Here is a 12,259-nt window from a genome sequence, read left to right on the forward strand (position 1 = left end):
GCCGTCCTATATACATTATCGGACGGCTTTATCTACACTTTATGAAGTTTACAATTATTCTTCGTTGTCGGATGGGCTTTCTTCAGTTGTTTCTTCGTTTTCCAGTACTGTTTCTGCAGCTTCCTGCGCTTCCTCCGGTGCCTCTTCCTCTTCTTCCGGTTCAAGCACAGCCACGGTAGCAACTGATTCGTCTTCCTGCAGACGGATCAATCGTACTCCCTGTGTATTACGGCCGGTTTCGGAAATCCCCTCCATCGGCATACGGATCAATACTCCCGTAGCAGTAATGATCATGACGTCTTCTTCGCCTGTGACCGCTTTGACGGCTACTACTTTGCCATTACGTTCTGTCAGGTTGCATGTCAAAATTCCTTTACCACCACGGTTCGTGATCCGGTAATCGTCAGCCGGCGTGCGTTTTCCGAAACCTTTGTCGGTGACGGTCAACACTTGCAGGTCATTTTCCAGGATTTCCATCGACACGACCTCATCACCATCGCGTAACGAAATCCCCTTGACTCCGGCAGCTGTTCGTCCCATTGTACGCACCTGATCTTCTTCAAAGCGGATCAGCATACCATCACGTGTACCGATCATAATATCTTTCTTACCATCTGTAAGACGAACAGAAATCAATTCATCTTCCTCCCGAAGGTTAAGGGCAATCAGCCCGCCTTTACGGATATTGGCAAATTGGGAAATGGATGTCCGTTTGGAAATCCCCTTCCGTGTGGTGAAGAAGAAGTACCAGTCATCGACAAATTCCTCGACTGCAATGACCGCATTGATCCATTCGTCCCGCTCGATTTCGAGCATATTGATGATCGGAATCCCCTTGGCGGTCCGGCCAAATTCAGGTACTTCATAACCTTTTGCCTTATAAACCTTCCCTTTATTCGAAAAGAACAGCAAGGTGTTATGGGTGGATGTGGACAGCAGATGTTCGACAAAATCATCTTCGTGTGTGCCCATACCCTGCACGCCTCGTCCTCCCCTGCGCTGGGTTCGATAAGTTGAAGCTGGAAGGCGTTTGATATACCCCTGGTGAGTCAATGTCACGATAATTGTTTCTTCAGGGATCAAGTCTTCATCTTCAATGAAGTCGGTTCCGCCTATAACGATTTCTGTCCGGCGTGAATCATTGAAACGTTCTTTCACTTCTGTCAATTCATCGCGAATGATTTCCAATACCTTTTCTTCATCCGCCAGGATCGCGCGAAGTTCGGCAATCAATTTTACGAGCTCCTGATATTCATCCTCAATTTTTTCACGCTCTAAACCAGTCAAACGCTGAAGACGCATATCCAGGATCGCCTGAGCCTGCTTCTCTGACAATTCAAAACGGGTCATCAGGCCTTCTCGGGCTATCTCAGTTGTCTTCGACTCTCGAATCAACTTAATAACTTCATCAAGGTGGTCAAGAGCAACTCGCAAACCTTCTAAGATATGAGCCCGTGCTTCTGCTTTTCTAAGTTCGTAGGCAGTACGACGTCTGATGACTACTTTTTGATGCTCCAGGTAATGCTCCAGCACTTGCTTCAAGTTCAATACTTTCGGATGACCATCAACTAGGGCCAGCATATTGATACCGAAAGAAGTCTGTAAAGCTGTTTGTTTATATAAATTATTAAGCATTACATTCGGATTGACATCTTTTCGCAGCTCGATGACAACACGCATGCCATTTCGATCGGATTCGTCACGAAGATCGGTGATTCCTTCTACTTTCTTGTCTCTGGCAAGCTCCGCAATCTTTTCTACAAGCCGGGCTTTGTTTACTTGATAAGGAAGTTCCGTCACAATCATACGAGATTTTCCGTTTGCCTGCTCTTCGATTTCCACATTGGCGCGGATCGTTATCGATCCTTTCCCAGTTTCATAGGCTTTACGGATACCGCTCATTCCAAGAATTTGGCCGCCAGTAGGAAAATCTGGCCCATAAATGTAATTTTCCATCAGTTCCTGGATGGTGATATCCGGATCCTTACTTAAGGCAAGCACGCCATTTATGACTTCTCCAAGCTGATGAGGCGGTACATTGGTTGCCATACCGACTGCAATCCCGGATGTTCCGTTCACCAACAGGTTGGGGAATCGTGCTGGAAGGACGACTGGTTCTTTTTCTGCCCCATCGTAGTTATCCGTATAATCGATGGTATCTTTATTGATATCTCTCAGGATTTCCATTGAGATTTTTGACATACGGGCTTCTGTATAACGCATTGCAGCTGCTGCATCACCATCGACAGAACCGAAGTTTCCATGACCGTCGACGAGCATATAGCGGTAGTTGAAATCCTGTGCCATCCGAACCATCGTATCGTAAACAGCCGAATCACCGTGAGGGTGATACTTACCGATAACCTCACCAACGATACGAGCGGATTTCTTGTATGCTTTATCGGAATGCATACCAAGGTCGTTCATCGCATATAATATTCTCCGATGGACAGGCTTCAGACCGTCCCGGACATCAGGCAATGCCCTGGCTACGATGACACTCATGGCATAGTCCAGGAATGAAGTCCGCATCTCCTGGCTGATATTAACTTCTTGGACACGTGGACGATTTGGTTGATCCACCATGAAATTACCTCCTATCACATATGAGGAAGGAAGACTACAGCGATTGCTGCAGCCTTCATTGCATTACTATCTATCAGATTTGTTATCTGACAAGGGAATGTTCCTTGTGAATGATTTATAGAAAATTAACGGATTGAGTTACAAATCCAATTTTAAATATCAAGATTTTTAACATATTGGGCATTATCCTGGATAAAGTTACGACGAGGCTCTACTTTATCCCCCATCAGGATGTCAAAGGTTTCGTCCGCTTCGATGGCATCCTCCATGTTGACTTGCTTCAACGTACGTGTTTCCGGATCCATCGTCGTTTCCCAAAGCTGTTCTGGATTCATCTCACCAAGTCCCTTATAGCGCTGATAGCCAGGCTTTGGTGAATTTGACAATTCCGCAAGCAATGCTTCGAGCTGCTTGTCAGAATACGTATAATGGACAGCCTTGCCCTGGGTAACCTTGTATAGGGGCGGCATGGCGATATACACATAACCGCTCTCAATCAGTGGACGCATATAGCGATAGAAGAACGTCAACAATAGCGTACGGATATGGGCACCGTCGACATCGGCATCAGTCATGATGACGACTTTATGGTAACGGGCTTTGGCAAGGTCGAATTCTTCCCCGATCCCTGTTCCAAGTGCCGTAATGATTGTTCTTATTTCATTATTTGAAAGGATTTTATCGAGACGTGCTTTTTCGACATTGATGATTTTTCCTCGTAATGGCAGAATCGCCTGAAAGTGACGGTCTCGTCCTTGTTTTGCTGAACCGCCAGCCGAGTCCCCCTCAACGATATATAGTTCACTGATATTCGGGTCACGGGAAGAACAGTCAGCCAGCTTACCTGGAAGGTTGGAAACTTCCAAAGCATTTTTACGGCGGGTCAATTCACGAGCTTTCTTAGCTGCCATCCGTGCTCTTGAAGCCATCAGGCCTTTTTCTACAATCACTTTGGCCATTGCCGGGTTTTCATAAAGGAACTTAGAAAAAGTTTCAGAGAATAAGTGATCGGTTACCGTACGAGCTTCACTGTTTCCAAGTTTCGTCTTTGTCTGGCCTTCAAACTGCGGGTCGGGATGCTTGATTGAAACGATCGCCGTCAACCCTTCCCGCACATCTTCTCCAGTCAGGTTTGGATCATTCTCTTTGAACATATTGTTTTTGCGGGCATAATCATTGATGACACGCGTCAATCCAGTCTTAAATCCAGATTCGTGTGTTCCGCCCTCATAGGTATGAATGTTATTTGTAAAAGAGTAAATATTGCTGGCAAAGCCATCATTGTATTGAATTGCTATTTCCACTGCTATTTCGTCCTGCTCTGCTTCTGCATAGAATGGCTCATGAATGACTTCGCGAGTCCGGTTCATATGTTCCACATAAGAGACGATTCCGCCCTCATAATGAAAATCTTTCTCTTCTGGTTCTTCGACACGCTTGTCCTGGATAGAAATGGTCAACCCTTTATTCAGGTAGGCAAGCTCACGTATACGATAGGCGAGCGTATCATAATTGTACTCTTCCGTTTCCGAGAAGATTTCCGGATCCGGCTTGAAATGGATTCGTGTCCCTGTAATCTCTGTGTCATCGATCACTTTCAAGTCTCCGACTGGAACACCACGCTCAAACTTTTGGTAATGAACCTTGCCATCCCGGTGGACAAACACTTCCAAATAAGTCGAAAGGGCGTTGACGACAGAGGCGCCTACACCATGCAGCCCGCCGGATACTTTATAACCACCGCCACCGAATTTACCACCGGCGTGAAGGACGGTCATGATTACTTCTACGGCCGGACGTCCCGCTTTCTCGTGCATACCGACTGGAATTCCACGGCCATTGTCAGTAACCGTAATGCTGTTGTCTTCTTCGATGATGACCTGGATTTTATCGCAATAACCGGCCATTGCTTCATCGATACTGTTATCGACGATTTCCCATACGAGATGATGAAGTCCTTTTTCATTGGTTGAACCGATATACATACCCGGACGTTTACGGACTGCTTCTAAACCTTCTAATACCTGTATCTGATTCTCATCATAAGATTCGCGATTTTTCATTGCTTCTTCACTCACGGTTTTTCACCTACATTCCCTCCAGAAGTTATCGTTCCCATCCTGGAAAAATATCTCTTTAAACGCTGTGTCTTTCCTCATACTTCTTCTTCGATGATTTCAGAGAAATCTTCTAATTTATTTAAAGTGGCCATCATATTGGCACGTTTTTTCAACGTCATGACAGACAAGGGGCTGAAGTAGATCCGGTCCTCGGTGATAACGATCGCCTTCGCTTCCTGTGTCTGCATTTCTACGACATTTTTTTCTTTCCTCTGGTTGTAAATCATTTCTTCGATGATAGATGAGGAAGAAATCAAGTTGTGATCAATGATAGCCACCACATCTTTCGAACGAATTACTTGATCGTCACCGATATGAATGAACAACGTTCCACCTCATTTCTGGATTTCTATTGTGCCGTTTTCGACACGAAAAATTTCTGCCTCTTTCAACACGTGATGCTCTATCCCATCGATACTAGTCGTCGACACAAATGTCTGGACCTTCCCTTGAATCGTATGGAGCAAATGAGACTGCCGGAAGTCGTCCAGCTCACTAAGGACATCATCGAGAAGCAAAATGGGATATTCTCCCACTTCACTATGAATCAGTTCAATTTCTGCCAGTTTCAAAGATAAAGCAGTTGTCCGCTGCTGCCCCTGAGAACCATAGGTTTGTACATCTTTTCCATTCACATGAAAAATAAGGTCATCACGATGAGGGCCGGCCAGGGTAGTCCCGCGGTCTATTTCCTTATCTTCGATTTTGGAAAACTTTTCTTGATATCTATTACTAATTGTTTCCAAATCCATAGCTTCTGATACTTCTACACTGGCATCATAAAGAACTTCCAGCTGTTCGAGCTGTCTGCTGATGCTTTCATGAATCGGACCAGCCCAGTTTCTAAGCAGCTTCAAAAATTTGAAACGACGTTCAAGCAGGGTGCTTGCATGCTCAATCAACTGATCAGTCAGGACATACAGCATCGTTTTGTCGGTCCGACGATGACGCTGCAAGTCTTTTAACAGGTGATTGCGCTGCTTCAACACCTTCTGATACTGGCCTAAATGGTAAATGTAAGCAGGCTGGATCTGGCCTATTTCCATGTCAATAAACCTACGACGCACCTGAGGACTCCCTTTGACAAGGTTCAGATCCTCAGGTGCAAACATAACGACATTCAACGCCCCGATATAGTCACTGAGGCGTTTCTGTTCCAAATGATTCAGCTTTGCTTTTTTTCCTTTTTTCGAAAGGATGATTTCTAATGGAAATCGACGGTTGCGTTTATATATACTACCTTCTATTTTAGCATACTCTTCGTCCCATTGGATAAGTTCCTTATCTCTTGGCGTACGATGAGACTTGGTAAATGCTAGCAGGTAGATGGCTTCCATAAGATTCGTTTTCCCCTGGGCATTCTCTCCGATAATGACGTTGACCTTATCGTCGAATTCCAGTTGGATACGCTCATAGTTACGGAATGATCTCAGCTTGATATCTTTAATATACATCTGAATTTCCTTTCAACCGCACAGGTTCAACCTTCACGTACGACTTCGAAGCTCCCCAATCCGGGAATTTCCACCACATCGCCCGCATACAATTTTCTCCCGCGGCGATTTTCTAATTCATTGTTGACATAAACTTCATATTCCGAAAGAAAAACTTTGACCATTCCGCCAGATTCGACAATATTTGCCAATTTAAGAAATTGTCCCAGCTGGATATAATCAGTGGAAATTTCTATTTTATCGTCCATTATTCTCACCCTAACCAAGTAGTTTGCCTATCTTTCTATTTTACTAAAAAAAAGCAGTAAAGAAAAGGATGAGCCTACTTATAAAAATGTGCTGCCCCATTTCCATGTTATCCGTATCTAAAAAAGAGCCGGACGCTGGTTGGACGTCGGCTCTTTTGGAATAAATTAGTAGGTACGGACAGGAAGGATCAGCTGTAGTACTTGGTCATTGTCGATAGCGCGGATCAGGAATGGGCGCATAGCACCAGTGAATTCCACTTTTACCTGGTCACTTCCGACTGCTTTCAACGCATCCATCATATATTTAGCACTGAAAGAAATCTTCAATTCTTCTCCTTCAATTGATTCGGCAGCCACTTCTTCCACAACATTCCCTACTTCCGGTGAGTTACCGTTGATTTCTATTTGTTCGCCGCCTTTGGTAATTAGTCGTACAACATTGTTCCGATTTTCTCTTGCCAATAATGAAGCACGGTCAATCGACTGGAGTAATTCTTTGGCATCAATCGTCACTACGGTCTTACTTTCATCCGGAATCAGCCGGGATGTCTCTGGATAATTTCCATCCAGCAAGCGTGATAAGAAATAAAGATTCTTCGTACGGAAGAGGATTTGGTTATCTGTCACACTGATCTCAATTGTCTGCTCAGAATCCGCCAGAATCTTATTCAACTCGGTCAAACTTTTTCCAGGAATAACGACATGGTTGAATGAAATTTCCGTTTCCTGATTTTCAAGCGGAAGTTTTCTTGAAGCAAGACGGTGGCTGTCTGTAGCTGTAAATTGTAATATTCCATCTTCTATTTTGACATTGACACCAGTAAGAATGGGACGTGTTTCAGAAGTGGAGACAGCAAATACAGTCTGACGAATCAAGTTTTTCAATAGATCGATCGGTAGTTCGAAGCTGTCCTCTGCATGCAGTTGCGGCAGTTGTGGATATTCTTCGGCATCCTGACCATTCAGGTGAAATTCAGCACTTCCAGACCGGATCGTAACATTACGGTGATCGTCTGTTTCGATTTCCACTGTGTTTTGGGGAAGCTTTCTAACAATATCCGGAAAGTATTTGGCCTGTAATACAATGCTTCCTGGTTCAATTTGTTCAACATAGACAATGCCATCTTCCTCAGCCGGAATGAACGATTCAATCGAAATATCAGAATCACTTCCAGTAAGCTTTACACCTTGTTCACCTGCTTCTAATTTCATCCCTGTAAGAATCGGTATCGTTGTCCGGGAAGAAATTGCCTTCATGACATTTTGAACGCTTTCCATCAATTGTTCGCGTTGGATGATGAATTTCATTAAAAAATCCTCCTAATGAGTCATTATATATATTTATGTTTAATAAAAAAATCGTAGCAGTAGTAATAGGCGCTGTGTATATGTGGATAACCATGGTTAAACTGCAGTAGACACAGTCTACCCACATGTGGATAGACTGTTGATGACTTTGAACAAGTTATACACATATTAACGTTAGTGAGATTTCAGTCGTTCTTTCAATTCATCGAGTTCACGCTGCAGATTCTGATCTTCAGCCAGCATCTTTGAAATTTTTTCATGCGCATGGATGACCGTGGTATGGTCTCTTCCCCCAAATTCCTCTCCGATCTTCGGTAAAGAAAAATCAGTAAGTTCACGAGATAAGAACATAGCAATCTGACGAGGAAAAGCTACTTGTTTGGTACGTTTCTTTGCAGCAAAATCTTCTAAACGGACATTGTATTTTTCTCCGACCATTTCCTGAATCGCTTCAATGGTAATCACTTTCGGCTGGGAGCTCGGAATAATATCTTTCAATGCTTCTGCTGCCAATGAGGCATTGATATCGCGATTAATTAAGGAAGAATAAGCAACAACACGTATAAGAGCACCTTCAAGTTCGCGAATATTGGTATCAATTTGATTGGCGATATAAAGCATCACTTCATTCGGGATATCGAGCCCTTCCGCTTTCGCTTTTTTGCGGAGAATGGCGATCCGTGTTTCCAAATCTGGTGGAGTAATATCTGTAATCAGGCCCCATTCGAATCGGGACCGGAGTCTGTCTTCCAGTGTTGGGATCTCCTTTGGAGGACGGTCACTGCTAATGACAATCTGTTTACTTTCTTCATGTAAGGTATTGAATGTATGGAAAAACTCCTCCTGGGTCTGTTCTTTCCCTGCCAGGAATTGAATATCGTCAATTAATAGGACGTCGACACTTCGATATTTATTTCGAAAGTTGACGGCTTTATTATCACGAATAGAATTAATGAATTCGTTGGTGAATTTTTCAGAAGATAGATAGACTACTTTCGCATTTGGATTATGATCCAGTACATAATGACCGATGGCGTGCATCAAGTGAGTCTTGCCCAGTCCTACTCCTCCATAAATGAATAGCGGGTTATATGCTTTGGCCGGTGCTTCCGCTACTGCCAACGATGCCGCGTGTGCAAAACGGTTGCCAGATCCGATTACAAATGTATCGAACGTGTACTTAGAATTGAGCATACTTTGCGGAGATTCCTCTCCATCATTCTGCTTTACGTCCGGTATCTTTTTTGCGGCCAGCTTTACATCGTCCATCGATTGTTCCTTATTTTCAGGAATGATGAATCTTGTATTCAATTCCGCCCCGGTAACTTCATAAACTGTTTCGCTGATCAATTTGGAATATTGGTTCTCAAGCCAATCGCGTGCAAATTCATTGGGAGCTACTATGGTTAAGGTATTTTCCTGCAATGAATCGGCTTTTGTCGCCTTTAACCAGGTTTCAAAGCTTGGCTTGCTGATTTTCTCCTTCATTTTCTCTAAGGTGCTGTCCCAGAGTTCATGAATATTTTCCAAATCGTCTCACCCCTTTCCTCCAGTAACACGTAAAATTAGAAAAACTTTGCTTATCGTCAGATCCCTATGGAAGCTCGCTTTTCTTATAGATTTCCCATAACTAAGATGAACGTTCTTAAAAGTGCAAAAAACCTTCCGTTCTCTTTTTCGAACGAAAGAAAGAGCTCGAAAGGCTGCGATGTATAATGTTTGTACAATCCTATTCAGGAAAATTATATTTAATTGGTGTGGATGGAAAAAACAGTTCACACTCCAATTTCCGACAACTTATTTTCATTTTCCACAAGTCTGTGAATAACTTTAAAAACAAGCATGTGTATAGCTATCCACAGTTTATCCACAGTCTGTGGAGAACATTTTATCCAGAGAACTTTTTCCCAAGGTTAAAACACAAATATGATACCAGATAAATCCTTGTGTTGCAACGGTTTTTGAATGTTTATCCACAATCACAACAGCTTGTAGACAGAAAATATCCACAATACTATATTTTGTGATTAGCTTGTCAATATTTGTTGTGGATAGTCAGAATGCGTCGAAAAATATATTAACATTGCCTGTGGATTAATTACAAAAGTAGATTGTATAGCATTTGAAATACCTTGTAAAATAGAGTTGGCGAGTTGTTATGATACAGCCTGTTATATAACGCCTGGCGGCTGGGTCTGAGGAAAGTTTTTAGGGACGGAGAGAAGTTCGATCCAGTTAATCTTCGAATTAATATAATTATAGAGTTGACATTTTTGTTATGGTTTATTTATAATTGTTTAGACTGCCTTTTAGCATTTAGAAATTTTAATTTTCACCAGGAGGTGTCTATATAATGAAACGTACATTTCAACCAAATAACCGTAAGCGTAAAAAGGTACATGGTTTCCGCACGCGCATGAGCACGAAAAACGGACGTAAAGTTCTTGCTCGTCGTCGTCGTAAAGGAAGAAAAGTTCTATCTGCATAGGCCACTGAATGAAGTCAGTGGTCTTTTTTCTCGTTATTATGGAGGAATAAGCTCATGAGGAAAGAATACCGAATCAAAAAAAATGAAGAATTCCAGCAAGTTTTCAAAAATGGAAAATCGTTTGCCAATCGGCAATTAGTTCTCTATTACTTGAAAAAGGAAAAACAGGAACACTTCCGGATCGGCTTGTCTGTGAGCAAACGTATTGGTGTTGCGGTTGTCAGGAACCAGATCAAGCGATACTTAAGACAAGCCTTCCATGAGCTTGAAAATACGATTGATCCCAGATATGATTTAGTTATTATCGCCCGTAAACCGACGAAAGATATGGATTTTCACCAGGTAAAAAAGAGTCTCACCCATGTTTTGTCGAAATCAAGGTTATTATCGAAAGAAAAGAAGTCTAAGATATAATATAGAATTGTCTGATATGAAAATGCTAAAATGTTAAATAGAAAAGTAAATGAGTCAGGGAGTAAGGAGGAAGGGACGTTGCGTAAAAAGGTCTTGTGGCTGTTAGCCATGACTGGAATACTTACCATCCTCTCAGGATGTACGCAGGTAAATGAAAACATCACAGCTGAGAGTACTGGTTTTTGGAATGAATATGTAGTTTGGCCGCTATCACAATCAATCGAGTTTTTTGCAGATATTACTGGTGAGAGCTATGGTCTGTCGATCATCATCATCACCATTATCATCCGTCTGGTTTTGCTTCCGCTTAACGTCAAGCAATTGAAGAGTTCAAAAGCGATGCAGGATATTCAACCGGAATTACAGGAGCTGCGTGAAAAGTTCAGCTCAAAAGACGCACAGACACAACAAAAACTTCAGCAGGAAACAATGCAGTTGTTTCAAAAACATGGCGTGAACCCATTAGCCGGATGTTTGCCATTGATTGTCCAAATGCCGATTTTGATCGGTTTTTACCATGCAATCATGCGTACATCTGAGGTAGCGACCCATAGCTTTTTGTGGATGCAGCTTGGCGAACCAAGTTATATTTTGGCGATCGTAACAGCGGGCACCACTTTCCTTCAGCAAAAGCTGATGATGGCTGGTTCAACTGCCATGCAAAATCCACAAATGACAATGATGCTTTACCTAATGCCGATCATGATTGGTACATTTGCATTCTTTTTCCCATCAGCACTAGCCCTGTACTGGGTAGTAGGTAACTTGTTTATGATCGCACAGACGCTTTTCATCCGTAAACCGATGATGAAAGAACAAGAAACGGGAGGAAAAACTAAGTGAAGCAAATAACTGCTACTGGACAAACAGTTGAGGAAGCGGTCCAATCAGCGTTAGAGCAGTTACAAACATCAAGGGACCTTGTAGAAGTCGAAATTATTGATGAAGGTAAGAAGGGATTTCTTGGTTTTGGCAGCAAGCCGTCGATTGTAAAAGTATCGAAGGTGCATGCAAAAGAAGAGACTCCTGAACAAGAAGTAAACACAGAACTGAAAAAGCAGGAAACAGTACCAGATATAAACATCAACGTACAAGCAGAAACAGAAGAATCTGAAACTGAACTGCCTGCCCATGATCCGATCGAAGAAGCAGAACGATATATCAAAGCAATTGCTTCAGATATGGGTGCCTCCGTCGAAGTAAAAACTACCGTTAACGGCCGAGAAGTTCATTTTGAGCTGATTGGCGATAAGATTGCTTTATTGATCGGCAAACGCGGACAGACATTGAACGCCCTGCAGTACTTACTGCATTTGACGATCAATCGTTATACCGATCAGTACTATACAGCAGTTTTGGATGCAGAAGGTTATCGAAATCGCCGGAAAGCTACGCTGGAAACACTAGCGAGCAGATTATCCGAAAAAGCGTTGAAGTCCAATCAGGATGTCAAGCTCGAACCGATGCCGTCTTATGAACGGAAAATCATCCATACCGCCCTACAGAATAATCGAAAAGTTGAAACTTATTCTGCCGGGAATGAACCGAAGCGGTATGTCGTGATTCGTCCTTCAAAATAAATATTAAAGTATTCCGTCAGCGTTGCTGGCGGATATTTTTTTGTTTTGGGTAAGCAGTCTG

The 12,259-nt window shown here is 42.8% G+C and carries 11 protein-coding genes; 4 read left to right on the forward strand and 7 right to left on the reverse strand.

Annotated features, from left to right (window positions below; genetic code table 11):
• Window positions 1–54: 54 nt before the first annotated feature.
• The 7 genes from gyrA to dnaA form a co-directional block, all read right to left on the reverse strand.
• Window positions 55–2,586 (reverse strand): DNA gyrase subunit A, encoded by a 2,532-nt coding sequence (gene gyrA / locus FHS45_RS11320; RefSeq protein WP_062443645.1) that lies wholly within the window; start codon window positions 2,584–2,586, stop codon window positions 55–57.
• A 152-nt stretch (window positions 2,587–2,738) separates the two neighbouring features.
• Window positions 2,739–4,649, reverse strand: a complete 1,911-nt coding sequence (gene gyrB, locus FHS45_RS11325) for a DNA topoisomerase (ATP-hydrolyzing) subunit B (RefSeq protein ID WP_062447642.1) — start codon at window positions 4,647–4,649, stop codon at window positions 2,739–2,741.
• Window positions 4,650–4,741: 92 nt separating this feature from the next.
• Window positions 4,742–5,032: an extracellular matrix regulator RemB gene (remB, locus tag FHS45_RS11330; protein WP_062443643.1), complete on the reverse strand. Its 291-nt coding sequence runs from the start codon at window positions 5,030–5,032 to the stop codon at window positions 4,742–4,744.
• 9 nt (window positions 5,033–5,041) lie between these two features.
• On the reverse strand, window positions 5,042–6,160 hold the full coding sequence (gene recF / locus FHS45_RS11335) for a DNA replication/repair protein RecF (RefSeq protein WP_062443641.1): 1,119 nt from the start codon (window positions 6,158–6,160) through the stop codon (window positions 5,042–5,044).
• 26 nt (window positions 6,161–6,186) lie between these two features.
• Window positions 6,187–6,408 carry a S4 domain-containing protein YaaA gene (gene yaaA / locus FHS45_RS11340; RefSeq protein ID WP_062443639.1) on the reverse strand — a complete coding sequence of 74 codons (222 nt, stop codon included), beginning with the start codon at window positions 6,406–6,408 and terminating at the stop codon, window positions 6,187–6,189.
• A gap of 165 nt (window positions 6,409–6,573) precedes the next feature.
• Window positions 6,574–7,716 (reverse strand): DNA polymerase III subunit beta, encoded by a 1,143-nt coding sequence (gene dnaN, locus FHS45_RS11345; RefSeq protein ID WP_062443637.1) that lies wholly within the window; start codon window positions 7,714–7,716, stop codon window positions 6,574–6,576.
• Window positions 7,717–7,890: 174 nt separating this feature from the next.
• Entirely contained in the window at window positions 7,891–9,246 is a 1,356-nt protein-coding gene (gene dnaA / locus FHS45_RS11350) for a chromosomal replication initiator protein DnaA (RefSeq protein WP_062443633.1), read from the reverse strand.
• Between the two features lie 823 nt (window positions 9,247–10,069).
• Here dnaA and rpmH point away from each other — a divergent pair.
• The 4 genes from rpmH to jag all read left to right on the forward strand — a co-directional run bounded on the left by rpmH (window position 10,070) and on the right by jag (window position 12,198).
• On the forward strand, window positions 10,070–10,204 hold the full coding sequence (gene rpmH, locus FHS45_RS11355; protein WP_019377820.1) for a 50S ribosomal protein L34: 135 nt from the start codon (window positions 10,070–10,072) through the stop codon (window positions 10,202–10,204).
• A 54-nt stretch (window positions 10,205–10,258) separates the two neighbouring features.
• A complete protein-coding gene (rnpA, locus tag FHS45_RS11360; protein WP_062443629.1) occupies window positions 10,259–10,618 on the forward strand; it encodes a ribonuclease P protein component in 360 nt (119 codons plus the stop codon).
• A 78-nt stretch (window positions 10,619–10,696) separates the two neighbouring features.
• Window positions 10,697–11,461, forward strand: coding sequence for a YidC family membrane integrase SpoIIIJ (gene spoIIIJ, locus FHS45_RS11365; protein WP_062443626.1), 765 nt, complete (start codon window positions 10,697–10,699; stop codon window positions 11,459–11,461).
• A complete protein-coding gene (gene jag / locus FHS45_RS11370; RefSeq protein ID WP_062443623.1) occupies window positions 11,458–12,198 on the forward strand; it encodes an RNA-binding cell elongation regulator Jag/EloR in 741 nt (246 codons plus the stop codon). Before spoIIIJ ends, jag begins: the two co-directional genes overlap by 4 nt.
• Window positions 12,199–12,259: the final 61 nt, after the last annotated feature.

Origin of the sequence: Thalassobacillus devorans (assembly GCF_011761345.1) — a bacterium.
GTDB lineage: Bacteria > Bacillota > Bacilli > Bacillales > Halobacillaceae > Thalassobacillus > Thalassobacillus devorans.

Bases quoted from the DNA above. Each gene is read 5' to 3' on its own strand.
- gyrA (WP_062443645.1), bottom strand. From the start codon at position 2,586: ATGGTGGATCAACCAAATCGTCCACGTGTCCAAGAAGTTAATATCAGC.
- rpmH (WP_019377820.1), top strand. From the start codon at position 10,070: ATGAAACGTACATTTCAACCAAATAACCGTAAGCGTAAAAAGGTACAT.
- yaaA (WP_062443639.1), bottom strand. From the start codon at position 6,408: ATGGACGATAAAATAGAAATTTCCACTGATTATATCCAGCTGGGACAA.
- dnaN (WP_062443637.1), bottom strand. From the start codon at position 7,716: ATGAAATTCATCATCCAACGCGAACAATTGATGGAAAGCGTTCAAAAT.
- rnpA (WP_062443629.1), top strand. From the start codon at position 10,259: ATGAGGAAAGAATACCGAATCAAAAAAAATGAAGAATTCCAGCAAGTT.
- gyrB (WP_062447642.1), bottom strand. From the start codon at position 4,649: ATGAAAAATCGCGAATCTTATGATGAGAATCAGATACAGGTATTAGAA.
- recF (WP_062443641.1), bottom strand. From the start codon at position 6,160: ATGTATATTAAAGATATCAAGCTGAGATCATTCCGTAACTATGAGCGT.